This is a genomic window from Bradyrhizobium sp. Ec3.3, from assembly GCF_000472925.1.
Classification (GTDB): Bacteria; Pseudomonadota; Alphaproteobacteria; order Rhizobiales; family Xanthobacteraceae; genus Bradyrhizobium.
This window is the reverse complement of the sequence record NZ_AXAS01000044.1, coordinates 18,754-37,997: the sequence shown is the minus strand read 5'-3', so window position 1 is coordinate 37,997 and position 19,244 is coordinate 18,754. Positions and strand designations below refer to the sequence as shown.

The following is a 19,244-nucleotide window of genomic DNA, read 5'->3' as shown; positions in this document are numbered from 1 at the left end:
GCGCGCCATGGCGTATGATCGGCCCGAGCTGGCTTGAGAGGAATGACCGATGCAAATTGTCGTGCTGCCGGGTGACGGCATCGGGCCGGAGATCACAGCCGCGACCACGGGCGTGCTGCGCGCCGCGTCCGAACGCTTCCAGCTCAATCTGCGGCTCGAGGAGCATGCCATCGGTCACGCCAGCCTGAAGCAATTCGGCACAACTGTGCGGCCCGATCTCCTCGACATGGTTCGCGCGGCGGACGGCCTGATGCTCGGCCCCACCGCGACCTTCGATTTCAAGGATGAGGCGCGTGGCGAGATCAATCCGTCGCGTTACTTCCGCAAGAACCTTGATCTGTTCGCCAACGTTCGCCCCGCGCGCACCTATGCCGGCCGGCCCGGCCAGCTCGGCGATTTCGATCTTGTGGTGGTGCGCGAGAACACCGAGGGCTTTTATGCCGACCGCAACATGGAAGAAGGCAATGGCGAGCTGCTGGTCACGCCTGATGTCGTGATCTCGCTGCGCCGGATCACGCGATCGTGCTGCGAGCGCATCGCGCATGCGGCCTGCCGGCTGGCGATGAAGCGGCGCAAGCATCTCACCATCGTTCACAAAGCCAATGTGCTCAAGATCGGCGACGGCATGTTTTTGGACATCTGCCGGGAGGCGGCGAAAAGCTATCCAGGGCTCGCGGTCGACGACGTGTTGGTCGACGCCATGATGGCGCATGTTGTGCGCAACCCCGCCAGCTTCGACGTCATCGTCGCCACCAACATGTTCGGCGACATCCTGTCCGACCTCACCGCGGAACTGTCCGGCAGCCTCGGCCTCGGCGGCTCGCTCAATGTCGGCGACCGTCACGCCATGGCGCAGGCCGCGCACGGCTCGGCGCCTGACATCGCGGGGCAGGACGTCGCCAACCCGGTGTCGCTGATCCTGTCGACCGCGCTGCTGCTGGCATGGCACGGGGAAAAGAGCCGCGCGGTCCGCTATGAGGAGGCTGCGCGCGCGATCGAGGACGCGGTGGCGACCGCAATCGCCCAGGGACGCACGACGCGCGACATCGGCGGTATTCTGGGCACAGCGGCGATGGGCGCCGCGGTGGCGGAGCTATTGCACCGCAAGATCCAGGATTGATCGCGGCGCGACATTGCGTTCGCGTTCCGGTTTCGCAGCCTGGCCGATCGAAATTCGGTCTGGCCGCATGTCCACCGTTTGATTTTCGAACGGACGAGAGGTTGGCTTCCGCGGCCAACACCTCAATGACTGCAAGCGCTTAAATCCACAAATCTGATCTGGCACGCAATCTGCGTTTCTCCCCGCGTCTCCCACGCGCCTTACGGCGGGGAGCAGAACAATTGGGAGGAAATGCATGAGTGAGTCCAAGAGTAGTGGCGCGGGCAGGCACGAAAGCCTGGACGCAGTGGTGATCGGCACGGGCGTTGCCGGTCTCTACCAGCTCCACAAGCTGCGCGACGAACAAGGCCTGAAGGTCAAGGCCGTCGATGCGGCCACCGGCGTCGGCGGCACCTGGTACTGGAATCGCTATCCGGGAGCACGTTTCGACTCCGAGGCTTATATCTACCAGTATCTCTTTTCGGAGGAGCTCTACAAAGGCTGGAGCTGGAGCGAGCGTTTCCCCGGTCAGCCGGAGATCGAAAAGTGGCTCAACTACGTCGCCGACAAGCTCGATCTGCGCAAAGATATCCGATTCTCAACGACGATCACGAGCGCCGTCTTCAACGAGGCGACGCAGCGATGGACGCTCACGACCGACAAGGGCGGCACCATCGACGCGCAGTTCCTGATCACCTGCTGCGGCATGCTGTCTGCGCCGCTGACGTCGGTGTTTCCCGGACAGGACACGTTCAAGGGCACGCTCGTCCATACCGGCCGCTATCCGAAGCAGAAGCTCGATCTCGCGGGCAAGCGCGTTGCCGTGGTTGGCAATGGTGCCACGGGCATTCAGGTGATCCAGACCATCGCCGGCGAGGTCGGTAGCCTGAAGGTGTTCGTGCGCACGCCGCAATACATCATTCCGATGAAGAACCCGAAATACGGGCCGAAGGAGGTCGAGGCCTACAAGGCGCGGTTCGAGGAATTCCGCAAAACCCTGCCGCACTCGTTCACCGGGTTCGAGTACGACTTCACCAACGGCAATTGGAAGGATCTCACGGCGGACCAGCGTCACGCCGTTCTGGAGAAGATCTGGGATGAAGGCTCGCTACGGCTGTGGCTCGCCTCATTTGTCGAGATGTTCTTCGAGGAGGATGTCAGCGAGGAGATCTCCGAGTTCGTCCGCAAGAAGATGCGCGCGCGCCTGAAGGACCCCAAACTCTGCGAGGCGCTGATCCCGACCGATTATGGCTTCGGCACGCATCGGGTCCCGCTCGAGACCAACTACCTGGAGGCTTTTCACCAGCCGAATGTCGAACTGGTCAGCGTCAGGAACAACCCGATCAAGCGGATCACGCCCCATGGTATCGAGCTCACCGATGGAACGTCGTATGGGCTGGATGTGATCATCCTCGCGACCGGCTTCGACGCCGGCTCCGGTGCGTTGACGCGCATCGACATCCGTGGCCGCGGCGGCCGCTCGCTGAAGGACGAGTGGAGCCGCGACATCAGGACCACGATGGGGCTTCAGGTTCACGGCTATCCCAATATGTTCACGACCGGCGCGCCGCTGGCGCCCTCGACGGCCCTCTGCAACATGACGACGTGCCTTCAGCAACAGGTCGAGTGGATCAGCGATTGCATCGCCTATCTCAAGAAGAACCATTTGAGCGTCATCGAGCCGACGAAGGAGACGCAGGACGCCTGGGTCGCGCATCACGATGAGATCGCGAACACGACCCTCGTGACCAAGACGCACTCCTGGTACATGGGCTCGAATGTCGAGGGCAAGCCGCGCCGTCTGCTCTCCTATATCGGCGGCGTCGGGACCTACCGCCAGAAGTGCGATGAAGTCGCCTCCTCGGCCTATCTCGGCTTTGCCAAGCAGTGATCGACGCAGGGTCGCGCGAGCGCTCCCCGCGAGCGCGGCCCTTCTTTTCGCATCTCTCCCAAAATTCAATGGAGGAAACACATGTGCAGAGAATTTGCTGTAGACGCCGACGCAATCCTCAATGAGACGGTTACGACGGGGCCGGGTGTGCCGGGCGTCGTCGCCATGGTGACGGATCGCAACGGCAATATCTACGAAGGCGCCGCAGGCAGGCGTCGGACCGACAAGCCGGAGGCGATGACGACGGACACGAGCTTTGCGATCTTCTCGACCACCAAGGCGATCACCGGCACCGCCGCTCTTCAACTGATCGAAGAGGGCCGGCTTGACCTTGATGCTCCCGCGAAGAGATATGCGCCCGACATCGGCAAGCTGCAGGTGATCGAGGGCTTCGATGCCAAGGGCCAGCCCAGGCTTCGCGCGCCGAAGCGCGACGTGACCACGCGCATGCTGCTGCTGCACACCGGTGGCTTCGGCTACGACTTCTTCAACGAGAACTATCTGCGCCTGGCGACCGACCACGGACAGCCGAGCGTGATCACCTCGTCGAAGGCTGCGATCATGACGCCGCTTCTGTTCGATCCCGGTTCGAAATGGGAGTACGGCACGAACATCGATTGGGTCGGGCAGGTCGTCGAGGGCATCACCGGCAAGCGGCTCGGCGAGGTCTTCGCCGAGCGCATCTTCAAGCCCCTCGGAATGGCGAACACGACGTTCGAGATCAATGACACGGTGCGCAGCAAGCTCGCCGGGATGCATGCCCGCAACGCCGATGGCTCGCTCACGCCGATGGACTTCGAATTGCCGGCGAAGCCCGAGGTCCATATGGGCGGGCACGGCCTCTACAGCACGGTCGGCGACTACATGCGCTTCATTCGGATGTGGTTGAACGACGGGAACGGCCCGCACGGCCGGGTGCTCAAAGCGGAGACCGTGACGATGGCGGAAAAGAACCACCTCGGCGATCTCAAGGTCACCGCACTGCCGGGGGTGATCAAGTCGCTCTCCAACGATGCCGAGTTCTTCCCGGGCCAGTCGAAATCCTGGTCGTTCACGTTCATGGTCAATGACGAGGAGGCCCCGACGGGCCGCCCCGCAGGCGCGCTCGGCTGGGCTGGCCTGGCGAACTTGTTCTACTGGATCGACCGGAAGAATGGCTTCGGCGGCTATTGGGCGACCCAGATCCTGCCGTTTGGCGATCCGGCTTCGTTCACCGGATACATGCGCTTCGAGACGGCCTTCTATGACACCTTGCACCGGCGCAAGGCAGCCTGAGCATGGTCCGGACCCGGAGGGCCGCGTTGGCGCAAAGTTTGAAGCGGCTTTCCCTCGCGATAAACGCGGAACGCGTTTGCGCGGAGATATTGCTCAAACAATAACCTCAAGCGCGATAACGATTCATCCCGATCTCATCCCGCTTTAGGGGTCTTGTCAGGCCACAATCATTGGTTGCGCCTCCGGCCTCACGCTTTCGCAGTGCGGTCGGAGGCGCGTCAAAGTTGCGCCGTGATCCCGTAATCAGTTGCGCATTGGAATGGAATGGTCTCAAAATCGGTCGATAAAGCTCGGGGTCCGCCAACAACAATAAGATCCTGGACCACTCAGCGCGTCAAAGGAGGAAGCGTGTTGGGTCAGACGCCAGAGGAAGCTTTTGCGAATCCAGGTATTGAGCGCGACGTCCTGACAAGCTGGGAGCACTTCCTGTCCGGGACCGGCGCTGGCGGGCAGGTCGTTCGGCCCGCGATCAACGATTCCTGGCGGCGGAGCCAGAAATCGGCCGTGGACTACCGGCGCAGCCAGGCTCCGCTGCCGATGAACGACGAGCGGCTGCGGCGCCTGCTCGACAATCGCACCCGCCTGGTCCACGCCGGCGCGTCGACCATGGTACTGGCGCGCGACTACATGCTCGAAACCGGCACGGTGATGGTTCTGACCGATGTCGATGGCATCGTGTTGCGCCTGGAAGGCGACACCAGGATCGCATTGCGCAATGCGGTGGAGAAGACTCACCTGTTGCCCGGCAGCAATTGGAGCGAAGCGACCTGCGGCACCAACGCGATCGGCACGGCGCTGGAAACCGGTCAGGCCATCCAGGTTCATGCCACCGAGCATTTCTGCTCAGGGATCCAGCGTTGGACCTGCTCGGCCTCCGTCATCCGCGATCCCATCGATGGCGCCGTGATCGGAGCCATCGATATTTCCGGGCTGTCGGATTCCTACGGACGGCAGGCACTCGCGCTGGCGATTTCGGCAGCCGCGCGCATCGAGGCACATCTGCTCCAGATGGAGATGGATGCCCGTTACCGGCTTCTCGACCAATGCTTCTGGATGCTGCCTCCTTCGGACCGCCATCACACCGTGCTGTTCGATAGCGCCGGGCGGCCCTTCAAGGCGAACGGCGAAATGGCGCAGATCTTGCGCGACCTCGGCGCGCCGCACAGCCAGTCGAATTTTCCCCACCTTGTGAGCAGCGATGATCGGCCATGGAGCAATTCGCGCCCAGCCTGGATCAAGGAGGAATGGCTGCGACCAGTGGCGTATCAGGGGGAGCATCTGGGAACCGTCATGGTGGCGCCGAAGCCAGCGGTCTCGAGCAGGTCCGTTTTGCCACCCGCGCAGGGTGACGCCAGGGCCTTCGCCAACATCATTTTTACGGATCCCAGGATGCACGCCGTCGTCGAAAAATGCCGTCGTGTCGGCACGACCGCGGCTCCTGTCCTGCTGCTTGGTGAGACCGGCGTCGGCAAGGAGGTTTTCGCTCAAGCCATTCATTCTGCGTCCCCGCGCCGGAGCGGCCCACTGGTCGTCGTGAACTGTGGCTCCGTCTCGCGCGAGCTGCTGGCGAGCGAACTCTTCGGCTATGTCGACGGCGCCTTCACTGGTGCGCGGCGCGGCGGCATGTCCGGAAAGATCGAGGCCGCGTCCCGCGGCACGCTTTTCCTCGATGAAATCGGTGAACTGCCGCTCGATCTCCAGCCAATGTTGCTGCGGGCTCTGGAGAATGGCGAGATCAGCAGGGTCGGCGACACCGTGGCGCGCAAGGTGGACTTCCGCCTTGTCGCCGCGACCAACCGCGATCTGCAAGCCGAGGTCGATGCACAGCGCTTCCGCAAGGATCTGTACTACCGGCTGGCCGTCGTGCCCGTCGTCATACCGCCGCTGCGGGAGCGCTGCGATGACATTCCGCTGCTGGTCGATCATTTCGTTGCCCAGGCAAAGTCGCGCTATGGCCTTGCCGATCGCCGTTTTGCGCCGGAAGTGTTCGAATGCCTGCGTCGCCATGATTGGCCCGGCAACGTCCGCGAACTGCGCAACTTGATCGAGAGCCTGATGCTGACCAGTAGCGGGGACCAGATCGAGCCGTCGGATCTGCCCGATACCATCCGGCGGACGGACGATGCGCGCGAACCGGGCTTGTCTCTGGCCGAGTCAGCCGAACGTGACTTGATATCGCGTACGCTGCGGTCGTGCAGCGGCAACGTGACGGCGACCGCGTCCGCGCTCGGTCTCGCCAAAAGCACCGTCTATGCGAAGCTGCATCGTTACAAGATCCGCCTCGACCCGGGCTCCGCAAATCCTCGCTAAAATTCGGTCGCTGCTGTCGGGCTCCGAAGCAAGCCCCTAGGGCCGGCCCCGCCTCAGAACTGATACCGCCGCAACCCGCCATCGACCGGGATCACCGTGCCCGTGATGTAGCGCGCAACCGGTGAGGCCAGGAATACGGCGAGGGCGGCGAGGTCCTCCGGCTCGCCCCAATAGCCGACCGGGATTTCTTCCTCGGCAAAGCGCTCGCGATAATCGGGTGCATAATTGCGACGGATCTGCTCGCTCATGATGCGGCCGGGCGGGATGCAGTTGATGGTGATGCCGTGCTTGCCGATCTCGCGTGACAGGCCCTTGGCCCAGGCGTGCACGGCGGCCTTGGCGGCGAAGGCGGCGTTGAGCCCTTCCGGCTCGGACTTGCCGGTGATGTTGATGATGCGGCCCCAGTTGCGCTCCATCATCTGCGGCAAGAGCGCATGCGCGATGCGGCGGTAGCTGGTGAAATTCAGCGCGATCGCCTCGTCCCATTTGCTGTCGGGCGCATCGACCGGCAGCGGACGGCTGCCGCCGGCATTGTTGACAAGGATGTCGACATGGCCGAACTCCCCGAGCGCAAAGGCCGCCAGCCGCTCGGCGGCGTCCGCCGCCATCACATCCTGCTCGAACGGCGTGATCAGTCCCGCGCCTGTCTCCTGCACGAGTTGGTCGAGCAGGTCCTTGCGCCGCGCCACCGCCACCACGCGCACACCCTCAGTGGCAAGCCCCTTGGCGATGGCGCGACCGATGCCGATGCTCGCTCCGGTGACGACTGCGGTTTTCGACTTGAGCCCGAGGTCCATGGTCACACGCTCTCTTGTTTGCTTTTGTTGTGTTTGCTGATCGTTTCCAACCCGTCCCGGGAGCGATTTGCCCGACCGGGACGAGCAGTGGTAACGAAGAGCGACAGTGAAGGAAACACGAAAAACAGGTTCGCGAAGATGGTGTGGGATCCGCAGCAATATCTGAAATTCTCCGGCCACCGCTTGAGACCGGCGGTTGATCTGTTGATGCGGATTCCGGATTTTGCCATCTCTGATATTGCCGATCTCGGCGCCGGTGCCGGCAACGTCACGAAACTGATCAAGGAGCGCTGGCCGAAGGCTGCCGTCACCGGTGTCGAGGGTTCGGCCGAGATGGTCGCCGCAGGCCGCAAGGCGGCGCCGGAGGTGGAATGGTCACATGAGGATCTCGGCCATTGGCGCCCGGCGAAGCAATATGACCTGATCTATTCCAATGCCGCACTGCACTGGCTGCCCAATCATGCGGCACTCTTCCCCGCGGTGATGGAGAAGGTCTCGCCGGGCGGCATGCTGGCGGTGCAGATGCCGCGCAATTTCACCGCGCCGTCCCATGTTCTGATCGGCGAGACCGCTCTTGACGGACCGTGGCGGGCCAAGGTCGAGCATCTCGTCACCCCGCCGCCGGTCGAGGGGCCGGCCTTCTATCACGATCTTCTTGCGCCCCTGTCGCAGAACATCGACATCTGGGAGACCGAATATCTCCAGGTCCTGGAAGGCGACAATCCTGTGAAGGAGTGGACCAAGGGCACTTGGCTGACGCGCTATCTCGACGTCTTGCAGGGCGAGGAGAAGGCTGCCTTCGAGGCCGCCTATGGGATGCGCGTCGCCAAGGCCTACCCGAAGAACGCGGCGGGGCAGACGCTGTTCCCGTTCCGGCGGCTGTTCATGGTCGCCCAGCGCAAGGGTTAACTTCGTTCGCTGATGCGACATAAGCGCTCGCCCGTCGGGGCTGGAGCGGGCGCAAACTTGCGTATACAAAAGCCGTCAAGGCGATTTGGCTGCGGCAAGTTGGGCTTAGGTCTAGTTGTTCGCCTGGTGGTTTGCTGCCACTAAAGAGACCGGAAAAACCAAAAAGAACCGGTTTCAGAGGTTGTTGGGAGGTACTTAATGCGCAAACTGCTGCTTGCGGCCGCTATGGCTGCGCTCGTCTCCACGTTCACATTGGCCCCTGCCGCGGCCCAGAGCCCGATCGTCATCAAGTTCAGCCACGTCGTCGCCAACGATACGCCCAAGGGCAAGGGCGCGCTCAAGTTCAAGGAGCTCGCAGAGAAATACACCGACGGCAAGGTCAAGATCGAGGTCTATCCGAACTCCTCGCTCTACAAGGACAAGGAGGAGATCGAGGCGCTCCAGCTTGGTTCCGTACAGATGCTCGCGCCCTCGACCGCGAAATTCGCGCCGCTCGGGGTGAAGGAGTTCGAGGCGCTCGACCTGCCCTGGCTGTTCAAGGACGACGAGACCTACGCCGCCGCCATGAAGGGTACCATCGGCAAGTGGCTGTTCCAGAAACTGGAGGCAAAGGGAATCACGGGTCTCGCCTACTGGGACAACGGCTTCCACATGGTGTCCTCCAACCGTCCGCTGATGAAGCCCGCCGACTTCCAGGGGCTGAAGTTCCGCATCTCCGGCTCGAAAATCGCCGACCAGTATTTCCGCCTCGTCGGCTCGATCCCGCAGATCATGGCGTTCTCCGAAGTCTATCAGGCCTTGCAGACCGGCGTCGTCGACGGCTGCGAGAACACGGCGTCGAACTACCTGACGCAGAAGTTCTACGAGGTGCAGAAGGACATCACCGTGTCCTATCATGCGCATCTGCAATATGCCGTGATCGTCAATTCGAAGTTCTGGTCCGGCCTGCCGCCGGACATCCGTGCCCAGCTCGAGAAGGCGATGGCGGAGGCGACCGACTACACCAACTCGATCGCGCGCCAGGAGAACGAGGACGCGCTCGCCGAGATCAAGAAGTCGGGCAAGACCACGCTGCATTATCTCTCCGATGCCGACCGCAAGGCATGGCAGGAAGCGATGCAGCCGACGTATAAATGGGCCAAGGGCCGGGTCGGGCAGGAGGTGCTCGATCTCGTCGCCAAGGAACTCGACGTCAAGATGAACTGACGCGGCCTGGCGTAGAACAACAACAAGAACGGTCGGGAGTGAACGCACTCCCGGCCGTTTCGGTCTGAGAGGGGGGACTTGATTTGCTACGCGTGCTAAATCGTGCGCTCGATCACCTTGAGGAATGGCTGATCGCGACGCTCATTGCGGCTGCAACGGGCCTGATCTTCATCGCCGTGCTGCATCGTTACGGCGCCGGCGAGTCGATCGCGCTCTCCAGATGGGCCACGGCGCACGGTCTGACCTGGCTCGCGGCGTTGTCGAAGGCTGCATTCACCTTCCTGTCCGAGCTCGACCTGTCATGGGCGCAGGAGCTCTGCATCTACATGTTCATCTGGATGGCGAAGTTCGGCGCGGCCTATGGCGTGCGCACCGGCATCCATGTCGGCGTCGACCTGCTCGTCAACCGCCTGCCCGAACATTCCCGCAAGCACGTGATCCTGTTCGCGCTGCTCTGCGGCGCGATCTTCACCGGCATGATCGCGGCCTTCGGCGCCTCCTTCGTCGGCGAGATGTTCCACACCGGACAGCAGTCGAACGATCTGGAAGCGCCGATGTGGATCGTCTATCTGGCGATCCCGCTCGGCTCCGGCCTGATGTGCTTCCGCTTCCTCCAGGTCGCCTGGTTCTATTTCTGGACCGGCGAGCTGCCGCATCACGACGAGACCCATGTCGAGGGCGTGCAGGCCGACGCTTCGCCCGCGCTGCATCCGCAGCCGGCGGGTGCCGCGACAAAGGCAGCTGCGCGAAAAATCTCGCCGCTCGGCCTAATCCTGATTCTGGCGCCGATCCTGATCTTCGCGCTGTGCCTTGCCGAAAAGTCCGGCGTCATCGTGCTGCCGCACTGGATGCGCGCCGCGACCGTGTTTGCGCTGCTGATCGCGCTGATGCTGACGGGCATCCCGGTCTCGATCGCGCTCGGCCTCACCGTGATGACGTTCCTGTTCACGCTGACGACGGTGCCGATCGAGGCGGTCTCGATGAAGCTCTTCACGGGCATCGAGAGTTTTGAGATCATGGCGATCCCGTTCTTCATCCTGGCGGGAAATTTCCTGACCCATGGCGGCGTGGCGCGGCGCATGATCAATTTCGCGACCTCGCTGATCGGCCACTGGCACGGCGGCCTCGGTCTTGCCGGCATCGTCGCCTGCGCGATGTTCGCGCTGGTGTGCGGCTCGAGCGTCGCCACGGTGGCCGCGATCGGCGCCATCGTGCTGCCCGAGATGGTCCGCCACGGCTATCCCATGCGCTTCGGTGCCGGCATCATCACGGTCGCCGGCTCGCTCGGCATCCTGATGCTGCCTTCGATTCCGAAGATCGTCTACGCGGTCTCGACCAACACCTCGATCGGCGCGCTGTTCGTTGCCGGCCTTTTGCCCGGCATGATGCTGACCACGATGCTGTGCATCGTCACCTGGTGGCTCGCGAAGAAGCGCGACTATCCGCGCCTGCCCAAAGCGAGCTGGGGCGAGACGGTGCGCACGTTCCGCGAGAGCATCTGGGGATTGATGCTGGTCGTCATCATCATCGGCGGCATCTATAGCGGCCTGTTCACCGCGACTGAGGCGGCCGCGATGGCGGCGGTCTATTCCTTCTTCATCTCGGTGTTCGTCTACAAGGCGATCGGGATGAAGGACGTGCCGCGCGTGCTGCTCCGCGCCGCCAACACCAGCGCGATGCTGCTCTACATCGTCACCAATGCGGTGCTGTTTTCCTTCGTGCTCTCCAACGAGAACCTGCCGGCAACGCTCGCCGACTGGATCGCGGCGCAAAATCTCGGCTGGGTCGGTTTCCTCCTGGTCGTCAACGTGCTGTTGCTGCTCGCCGGCAATTTCATGGAGCCGAACTCGATCATCCTGATCATGGCGCCGATCCTCGCGCCGGCGGCGAAAAAGCTCGGCATCGACCTCGTGCATTTCGGCATCGTCATCGACGTCAACATGGAGGTCGGCCTCTGCCATCCGCCTGTAGGGTTGAATCTCTACGTTGCTTCGATGATCGCGCGAATGCGCATCACCGAGCTCGCGGTGGCCGTCATGCCGTGGCTGCTCACGATGCTCGCCTTCCTGGTCGTCGTGACCTACTGGCCCGAGTTGACGCTGTTCCTGCCGAGACTGCTCGGGATGCACTAGGATCAGGCTTCGCATACGTAGCGACCGGCCTTGCCGGTCGCGCGGGCTGTTGGAACCGGCGCGCGAATGCGCTTAGATGGCGCCCCACCAGATCAGGAAGGGAGCCGGTCCGATGGCCGAGGTCGCCAGCAGCGAGCCGAAAGATGCAATGTCGTCCGTCGTCGCGCAGCACGAGGCGATGCTGAGCGCATTGCCGTTTTCCGACACGCGGGATTTCGAGGATGCTGCCCGCGGCTTCCTCGGCACGATCGAGAACGCCAGAATCAATCATCCGCAAGGCCGGACGGTCTGGAGCCTCGAGCCCTATGGCTTCCTGTCGGCCGAGCAGACGCCGCCGACCGTCAATCCGAGCCTGTGGCGACAGTCGCGCCTCAACATGCATCACGGCCTGTTCGAGGTGGTGCCCGGTGTCTACCAGGTGCGCGGGCTCGACATCGCCAACATGACGCTGATCGAAGGCGACAGCGGCGTTATCGTGGTCGACACCTTGACCTCGATCGAGGGCGCCCGCGCCGCGCTCGATCTCTATTTCAGGCATCGCGGCCTACGGCCGGTTGCGGCCGTCATCTTCACCCACACCCATACCGATCACTGGGGCGGTGTGCGCGGCGTTCTGGAGGAGGACGCGCTCGCCACGGATCGCGTGCCGATCATCGCGCCCAACCTGTTCATGGAGCACGCGGTCTCCGAGAACATCATCGCGGGACCGGCGATGCTGCGCCGCGCGCAGTATCAGTTCGGCCCGTTCCTCGCCAAGGGGCCGCGCGGCCAGGTCGATTGCGGTCTCGGCAAGTCGATGGCGGCCGGTTCGGTTGCGTTGCTGCGTCCGACCGACCTGATCATGGCGACCGGCGACACGCGGGTGATCGACGGCGTCGAATTCGAATTCCAGATGGCGCCGAACAGCGAGGCGCCGGCCGAGATGCACTTCTTCATCCCGCGCTACAAGATTTTGAACTTAGCCGAGAACTGCACGCATAATTTCCACAATCTGCTGCCGTTCCGCGGCGCCGACGTGCGCGATGCGCTGGCGTGGTCGAAATACCTGAACGAAGCGCTGGCTCTATGGGGCGGCAAAGCAGAGGCGATGTGCGGCCAGCATCACTGGCCGGTGTGGGGGCGCGAGCGCATCGACACCATGATCCGCCAGCAGCGCGACCTCTATAAATTCGCGCATGACCAGACCATCCGCTTGATGAATCATGGTCTGACCGCCAGCGAAATCGCCGAGACCATCCAACTGCCGAAGAGTCTCGAAGGCGCCTGGCACGGCCGCGGTTACTACGGCCACATCCGTCACAATGTGAAGGCGATCTATCAGAAATATCTCGGCTGGTACGATGCGAACCCCGTCAATCTCGATCCGCTGCCGCCGGTCGAATCCGGCAAGAAGTACGTCGAGTATATGGGTGGTGCGGACGCGATCCTCGCACGCGCGCGCAAGGATTTTGACAAGGGTGAATTTCGCTTCGTGGCGCAGGCGCTGAGCCATCTCGTCTTCGCCGAGCCGGATCATGTGGCGGCGCGTAGCCTGCTCGCCGACACGTTGGAGCAGCTCGGCTATGCCGCCGAAAGCGCGACCTGGCGCAACGCCTATCTGTTCGGTGCACAGGAATTGCGCCAGGGCATGCCGAAGACGCCGCCGCGCCCGCCGATGCCGCGAGAGACGCTGGCCGCGCTTCGCACCTCGCAGCTCTGGGACGTGCTTGGTATCCGTCTCAACGGCCCGAAGGCGGAGGGCAAGCACATCGTGCTGAACTGGAGCTTTTCCGACACCGGCGAGACCTTCGTGCTCAACCTGGAGAATTCGGCGCTCACTTACACCGAAAGCGCACAGGCTGAGAAAGCCGACGCCAGCTTCACGCTTGCCCGCGCCACGCTCGACGAGGTGATCGCCAAGCTCACGACCTTCCCGGAGGCGGTTGCCGCCGGCAAGATCAAGCTGTCGGGCAACGCGCTGCGCCTTGCCGAGCTGATGGCCCTGATGGACGAATTCCCGCGCATGTTCGAGATCGTCGAGCCGAAGCGGGTGGTGGTGACGTAGGAGCCACACTTTCGGTGTCATCGCCCGCCTTGTGCGCAATTGCGCACTGGGGCGGGCGATCCAGTATTCCAGAGGCAGTGCGAGGATACGGAGAGGACGCGGCGTACTGGATTCCCGCTTTCGCGGGGAATGACGACACACCGCTACTCCGCGCTGCTCACCAGCTTGATCTTCGGTGCGGTCGCCTCCATCAGGCCGCGATACGCCGCGAGATAATCCAGCGCCATGCGTCTTGCGGTGAAGCGCGTTTCGAACTGCTTGCGGATCGCCGTGCGGCTCAGCTGCGACAGGCGGCCGACGGCCGCGACCGCGCTGATCTCGTCCTCGACGACGAACCCGGTCAGTCCCTCGTCGATGATTTCCGGCGCCGAGCCGCGGTTGAAGGCGATCACCGGCGTGCCGCAGGCCATGGCTTCGATCATCACCAGCCCGAACGGCTCGGGCCAGTCGATCGGCAGCAGAAGGCCGAGCGCCCCGCTCAAAAATTCCGATTTCTCGTTGTCGCTGATCTCGCCGATATAGTCGACCAGCGGATTGTTCTCGATCAGCGGCCGGATCAGCTCGTCGTAATAATCCTGATCGGCGCGATCGACCTTGGCCGCGATCTTCAGCGGAATGCCGCAGCGCGTTGCGATGCTGATGGCCCGATCGACGCCCTTTTCCGGCGCGATGCGGCCGAGCACCGCGAGATAATCCTGCTTCGCAGGGACAGGCGTCAGCAGATTCTCGGGCAGGCCATGATGGATGGTGCGCACCCAATTGGCCTGCGGCACCGGCCGACGCTGCGCGTTCGAGATCGAGATGACCGGGATTTCAGAGAACGTATTAAACACCGGCTGGTGCTCGGGCAGGTCGAGCCGGCCGTGCAGCGTCGTCAGGAACGGCGTCGGCTGGCGATAGAACAGCGACCACGGATAGTAATCGAGGTGGAAGTGGAGGAAGTCGAATTCCTCGTCGTCGCATTTCTGCCGCACCCGCTCCAGCATCACCATGTGCAGAGCGTTGGGATCGCGCACCGCGCCGTCGAGGCGTAGCGCCTTCGGCCACATTGCGTCGAGCTTGCCCGAGGTATGCGAGTCGCCACTGGCGAACAGGGTCACATCGTGTCCGAGCGCCACCAGTTCCTCCGTCAACCAATGCACCACCCGTTCGGTGCCGCCATAAAGCTTGGGTGGAACAGCCTCCGTCAACGGAGCTACCTGCGCGATGCGCATCTCACCATCTCCTTGTCGCGATCATGAAAGTTGAACCCCCCCAGCTCACTTCGGCACCGGCAAATGCCAGCCATGGGAACGTTCCCGCATCTGCGAAGTTCCCACCCGTGAAGGTTACTTATTCGACACGTCCGCAATGCGGCGTGACTCGTCCGCAATCTGGTCTTGATGATGTCACGACTGTTTCTCAGTCCGTCCGCATCGTCATGTCGTGATCGCATTGCAAGGGAACCGGAACGAACCGGTCGATGTTCACTCAGCCAGTGCTGCGCAGGCACGACTGACAATTCTGATGACGGGGTGGCAGCTACATGGATCAACTATCGGGCTACGCGAGGCGGCCGTTTGCCTTTGTTTTGCGCTATCTTCGCCGGCGGCTCGCGTCGCACCTGGTGATCCTGACCGCCGTGGTCGCGGCCGTTGCCTGCTCCGTGGGAACGCAATACGGCGTCAAATCGCTGGTCGACAGCCTTTCCGCGGGCGCCTCCCATAGCGGAGGCGTATGGCTGTCATTCGTTTTACTCATGTCGCTGATCACCGCCGACAACTTCCTTTGGCGTATCGCAAGTTGGACAGCGAGCTTCACCTTTGTTGGCGTGACGGGCGATCTTCGTCGCGACATCTTCCGCCATCTGACGGGCCATGCGCCCAGCTACTTCTCGGATCGCATGCCGGGCATGCTGACAAGTCGTATCACCGCGACCTCCAACGCCGTGTTCACGGTCGAGAACATGTTCGTCTGGAATGTCTTGCCGCCGTGCATTGCCACAGTTGCGGCAATCCTGCTGATTGGAACCGTGAGCCCTTATATGGCAGCCGGACTGATCGTGATTGCCGGCGGCATGGTAATCGCGATGTTCCACCTCGCGGCGGCCGGAAAGCCGCTGCATGACGATTTCGCCGACAAGGCTGCCGTCGTGGACGGCGAGATGATCGACGTCATCAGCAACATGCCATTGGTACGGGCGTTCTGCGGCATCACACACGAACATCAGCGCTTCGATGCAACCGTGAACCGGGAACTCACCGCGCGCGGCCGCAGCCTGCGCTACCTCGAAAAGCTGCGCCTGACCCACGCCGCGGTGACCGTCGTCCTCACGATCGCACTGCTCGCCTGGGCGATCACGCTCTGGCAGAAGGGTGAGGCAACCACCGGCGACGTCGTGCTGGTCTGCACTCTCGGGCTCTCGATTCTCAATGCGACGCGCGACCTTGCCGTCGCGCTGGTCGACGTCACCCAGCACGTCGCGCGGCTGACGGAGGCGATCGCAACGCTTCTGGTACCGCATGAACTGCGCGACCACCCCGAAGCTGAGCCGCTGGTCAAGCGCGGCGCCGCAATTGCCTTCAACAACGTGACGTTCGGCTATCCCGGAGCTTCGAAGATCTTCGAGCGCTTCAGCCTGCGGCTGCAACCTGGCCAGCGCGTCGGCCTGGTCGGGCAGTCCGGAGGCGGCAAGTCGACGTTGTTCACGCTGTTGCAGCGGTTCTACGATGTCGATGACGGCAGCATCACCGTCGATGGCCAGGATATCGCGCGGGTGACACAGCAGAGCCTGCGCGAGGCGATTTCCGTGGTGCCGCAGGACATTTCGTTGTTTCATCGATCGGTTCGCGAGAACATCCGCTACGGCCGACCCAATGCGACCGACGACGAGGTGTTGCGCGCGGCGATCGCGGCGCGCTGCGATTTCGTCGAGAGCATGCCCGAAGGGCTCGACACCATGGTCGGCGACCGCGGCGTAAAGCTCTCCGGCGGCCAGCGCCAGCGCATCGCGATTGCGCGCGCCTTCCTGAAGGACGCGCCGATCCTGCTGCTCGACGAGGCCACCGCAGCGCTTGACAGCGAGGCGGAGGAGGCGATCCGCGAGGCTCTGTCGCGCCTGATGCGCGGCCGCACTGTAGTTGCGATCGCGCACCGGTTGGCAACCTTGCGCAATTTCGACCGCGTGGTGGTGCTGAAGGCCGGCAAGATCATCGAGGACGGATCGCCCGACCGCCTAATGCAGAACCACGGACCTTACCGTGAGCTGGTGACGCAGGAGATGAACCGGCTCTCGAAGTTCGCCGCGTAAGTTGTCAGTCGCGTCCAGGTCGTCGCGTTCAGGTCGATTGCGTTTTGGATAACGGCGCAGGGGAATAGCGCATGTCAGCCGAAGTCGTCACCCAGTTCGTCGCGGCATCGCGAACCGTGGAAGTGGTGGAGGAGCAGCCGTTCTACATTCCCATGACGGGACCTGCGGCGAGGCCGCGGCGTTCGCTCAAGCACGACGACACCTTCATCGTGCTCGACAGCCACGGCGATATCGGCGCCTCCGCCGGTGGTCCGGACGGCCTGTTCAACTGCGATACGCGCTATCTTGCGCGGCTTGAGCTCGTGCTCGACGATCTTCAGCCGTTGCTGCTCGGCTCGAACTTGCGGGACGACAACTCGGCCCTGACCGTCGATCTGACCAATCCCGATATCTACCGCAATGGCCGCATCATCCTCCATAAGGACTTGCTGCACATTGTGCGCACCGTGTTCCTGTGGCGCGGCACGGCGTATCAGCGCATCGGCCTGCAGAACCATGGTGACCGGCCGGCGAGCTTCGATCTGACGCTGCTGTTCGACAGCGACTTCGCCGATTTGTTCGAGGTGCGCGGCGAGAAGCGGCCGCGGCGGGGGACCGGCGCCAGCAAATTGCTCGGCCCGACCGACGTCCTGTTCGAATATCGCGGCCTCGATGACGCGCAGCGCACGACCGGGCTACATTTCGATCCAAGGCCAACCCGGCTCTCGGTCAATGCCGCCACCTGGCAGCTCGAGCTCGAGCCGCATCATACGAAGTCGTTGTTCGTGGCGGTGTCCTGCAACCGGCCGCAAACGCTCAAGCCGGTGCGCTTCTTTCCAGCCATGCTCGCGCATCGCCGCGAGATGCGTTCCTGTACGGCGGGGACGACCAGTATCGAGACCTCCAACAACATCTTCAACGAGGTGCTGTGCCAGGCGATGGCCGACCTCAACATGCTGATGACGGATACGCCGCAAGGCCGCTATCCGTATGCCGGCATTCCCTGGTACTCGACGACGTTCGGCCGCGACGGCCTGATCACGGCCTTGCAGATGCTGTGGATCGATCCGCGGGTTGCCAGGGGAGTGCTTCGGCGGCTTGCGCACTTCCAGGCCAAGGCCACTGATCCGCTCGCCGACGCGGAGCCCGGCAAGATCCTGCACGAGATGCGCGGCGGCGAGATGGCGGCGCTGCGCGAGGTGCCGTTCGCGCAATATTACGGCAGCGTCGATTCCACGGCGCTGTTCGTGCTGCTCGCCGGCCGCTATTTCGAGCGCACGGGCGATGTCGAAACGCTGCTGGAATTGTGGCCAGCGATCGAGGCCGCGCTGACCTGGATCGATGGCCCCGGCGATCCCGACCATGACGGCTTCGTCGAATATCAGCGCGCCTCGGAACAAGGCCTCGCCAACCAGGGCTGGAAAGACTCCTATGATGCTATCTTCCATGCCGACGGCACCCTCGCGGAAGGCTACATCGCCCTCGCCGAGGTGCAGGGCTACGTCTTTGCCGCCAAACAGCTCGCCGCGCGCTGCGCCTTGCGCCTGGGCAAGCCGGACAAGGTGAGGAAGCTCGAGGCTGAGGCAAAGGCGCTCGCCGCGCGTTTCGAGGAGGCGTTCTGGTGCGAGGAGCTCGGCACCTACGCGCTCGCGCTCGACGGCGCCAAGCGTCCCTGCAAGGTGCGGACGTCGAATGCGGGCCAGCTTCTGTTCAGCGGCATGATCAGAGAGGACCGCGCGCGCAAGGTTGCCGCCGACCTGATGCGGCCGCATTTCTTCTCCGGCTGGGGCATCCGCACCGTGGCGCTCGGCGAAATGCGCTACAATCCGATGTCCTATCATGACGGCTCGATCTGGCCGCACGACAATGCGCTGATCGCGCTCGGGCTCGCGCGCTACAGCCTGAAGCATTCGGTCGCGCATGTCTTCAAGGGCCTGTTCGAGGCCGCGACCTATATGGATCTTCGGCGGCTGCCGGAATTGTTCTGCGGCTTCCGGCGCGAGAAGCGCCGCGGTCCGACGCTCTATCCGGTCGCCTGCGCGCCGCAGGCCTGGGCCAGCGCGACGCCGTTTACGCTGCTGGAAGCGGCGCTCGGCATCGAGTTCGACGTCGCGCGCAGCGAGATCCGTCTGCGCAACCCGCATCTGCCAGCGTTCCTGAACGAGGTGGTGCTGCGCGACCTGCAACTGGGCCCGTCGAGCGTCGATTTGCGGATCCGCCGCCACGGCGGCGATGTCGCGCTCGAGGTGCTGCGAACGCGCGGCCAGATCCAGGTATCGATCGTGCTGGCGCATTAGCGCAATCAGCCGGAGG

The 19,244-nt window shown here is 63.2% G+C and carries 12 protein-coding genes and 1 pseudogene; 11 read left to right on the top strand and 2 right to left on the bottom strand.

From position 1 onward, the window contains the following. Positions 1–49 precede the first annotated feature (49 nt). The 4 genes from YUU_RS0132120 (at position 50) to YUU_RS0132105 (ending at position 6,575) form a co-directional block, all read left to right on the top strand. On the top strand, positions 50–1,120 hold the full coding sequence (locus tag YUU_RS0132120) for an isocitrate/isopropylmalate dehydrogenase family protein (protein WP_027526037.1): 1,071 nt from the start codon (positions 50–52) through the stop codon (positions 1,118–1,120). Between the two features lie 235 nt (positions 1,121–1,355). After that, positions 1,356–2,990, top strand: coding sequence for an NAD(P)/FAD-dependent oxidoreductase (locus YUU_RS0132115; protein ID WP_027526036.1), 1,635 nt, complete (start codon positions 1,356–1,358; stop codon positions 2,988–2,990). 81 nt (positions 2,991–3,071) lie between these two features. Next, complete coding sequence (locus tag YUU_RS0132110; protein ID WP_027526035.1) at positions 3,072–4,265, top strand: serine hydrolase; 1,194 nt, start codon at positions 3,072–3,074, stop codon at positions 4,263–4,265. A gap of 348 nt (positions 4,266–4,613) precedes the next feature. Continuing rightward, positions 4,614–6,575, top strand: coding sequence for a sigma-54-dependent Fis family transcriptional regulator (locus YUU_RS0132105; RefSeq protein WP_245288158.1), 1,962 nt, complete (start codon positions 4,614–4,616; stop codon positions 6,573–6,575). A gap of 53 nt (positions 6,576–6,628) precedes the next feature. Here the strand turns inward: YUU_RS0132105 and YUU_RS0132100 are convergent, their stop codons facing one another. Then, the gene (locus tag YUU_RS0132100) at positions 6,629–7,372 is read right to left on the bottom strand and encodes an SDR family NAD(P)-dependent oxidoreductase (RefSeq protein WP_027526033.1); all 744 of its coding nucleotides are present in this window, start codon (positions 7,370–7,372) and stop codon (positions 6,629–6,631) included. Positions 7,373–7,510: 138 nt separating this feature from the next. Between YUU_RS0132100 and YUU_RS0132095 the strand changes: the two genes are divergently transcribed. The 5 genes and pseudogenes from YUU_RS0132095 to YUU_RS0132080 all read left to right on the top strand — a co-directional run bounded on the left by YUU_RS0132095 (position 7,511) and on the right by YUU_RS0132080 (position 13,663). Next, entirely contained in the window at positions 7,511–8,281 is a 771-nt protein-coding gene (locus tag YUU_RS0132095; RefSeq protein ID WP_027526032.1) for a methyltransferase domain-containing protein, read from the top strand. Between the two features lie 198 nt (positions 8,282–8,479). Further along, on the top strand, positions 8,480–9,487 hold the full coding sequence (locus YUU_RS0132090) for a DctP family TRAP transporter solute-binding subunit (RefSeq protein ID WP_027526031.1): 1,008 nt from the start codon (positions 8,480–8,482) through the stop codon (positions 9,485–9,487). Positions 9,488–9,579: 92 nt separating this feature from the next. Next, positions 9,580–10,098 (top strand): annotated as a pseudogene (locus tag YUU_RS62820) (TRAP transporter small permease); the annotation flags it as partial. Positions 10,099–10,335: 237 nt separating this feature from the next. After that, the gene (locus tag YUU_RS62815; RefSeq protein WP_027526030.1) at positions 10,336–11,619 is read left to right on the top strand and encodes a TRAP transporter large permease subunit; all 1,284 of its coding nucleotides are present in this window, start codon (positions 10,336–10,338) and stop codon (positions 11,617–11,619) included. A gap of 112 nt (positions 11,620–11,731) precedes the next feature. Further along, the gene (locus YUU_RS0132080) at positions 11,732–13,663 is read left to right on the top strand and encodes an alkyl/aryl-sulfatase (protein ID WP_027526029.1); all 1,932 of its coding nucleotides are present in this window, start codon (positions 11,732–11,734) and stop codon (positions 13,661–13,663) included. 143 nt (positions 13,664–13,806) lie between these two features. On the opposite strand, the gene YUU_RS0132075 is transcribed toward YUU_RS0132080, so the two are convergent. Further along, on the bottom strand, positions 13,807–14,877 hold the full coding sequence (locus tag YUU_RS0132075) for a glycosyltransferase family 4 protein (protein WP_027526028.1): 1,071 nt from the start codon (positions 14,875–14,877) through the stop codon (positions 13,807–13,809). A gap of 311 nt (positions 14,878–15,188) precedes the next feature. Here YUU_RS0132075 and YUU_RS0132070 point away from each other — a divergent pair, with 311 nt between their 5' ends. Further along, positions 15,189–16,952, top strand: a complete 1,764-nt coding sequence (locus tag YUU_RS0132070; RefSeq protein ID WP_027526027.1) for an ABC transporter ATP-binding protein — start codon at positions 15,189–15,191, stop codon at positions 16,950–16,952. Between the two features lie 71 nt (positions 16,953–17,023). Next, positions 17,024–19,228, top strand: a complete 2,205-nt coding sequence (locus tag YUU_RS0132065) for an amylo-alpha-1,6-glucosidase (protein WP_027526026.1) — start codon at positions 17,024–17,026, stop codon at positions 19,226–19,228. Positions 19,229–19,244: the final 16 nt, after the last annotated feature.

Excerpts from the sequence above, each read along its gene's own strand:
- YUU_RS0132120 (WP_027526037.1), top strand. The coding sequence starts at position 50 with ATGCAAATTGTCGTGCTGCCGGGTGACGGCATCGGGCCGGAGATCACA.
- YUU_RS0132115 (WP_027526036.1), top strand. The coding sequence starts at position 1,356 with ATGAGTGAGTCCAAGAGTAGTGGCGCGGGCAGGCACGAAAGCCTGGAC.
- YUU_RS0132110 (WP_027526035.1), top strand. The coding sequence starts at position 3,072 with ATGTGCAGAGAATTTGCTGTAGACGCCGACGCAATCCTCAATGAGACG.
- YUU_RS0132100 (WP_027526033.1), bottom strand. The coding sequence starts at position 7,372 with ATGGACCTCGGGCTCAAGTCGAAAACCGCAGTCGTCACCGGAGCGAGC.
- YUU_RS0132095 (WP_027526032.1), top strand. The coding sequence starts at position 7,511 with ATGGTGTGGGATCCGCAGCAATATCTGAAATTCTCCGGCCACCGCTTG.
- YUU_RS0132090 (WP_027526031.1), top strand. The coding sequence starts at position 8,480 with ATGCGCAAACTGCTGCTTGCGGCCGCTATGGCTGCGCTCGTCTCCACG.
- YUU_RS62815 (WP_027526030.1), top strand. The coding sequence starts at position 10,336 with ATGCGCGCCGCGACCGTGTTTGCGCTGCTGATCGCGCTGATGCTGACG.
- YUU_RS0132080 (WP_027526029.1), top strand. The coding sequence starts at position 11,732 with ATGGCCGAGGTCGCCAGCAGCGAGCCGAAAGATGCAATGTCGTCCGTC.
- YUU_RS0132075 (WP_027526028.1), bottom strand. The coding sequence starts at position 14,877 with ATGCGCATCGCGCAGGTAGCTCCGTTGACGGAGGCTGTTCCACCCAAG.
- YUU_RS0132070 (WP_027526027.1), top strand. The coding sequence starts at position 15,189 with ATGGATCAACTATCGGGCTACGCGAGGCGGCCGTTTGCCTTTGTTTTG.
- YUU_RS0132065 (WP_027526026.1), top strand. The coding sequence starts at position 17,024 with ATGTCAGCCGAAGTCGTCACCCAGTTCGTCGCGGCATCGCGAACCGTG.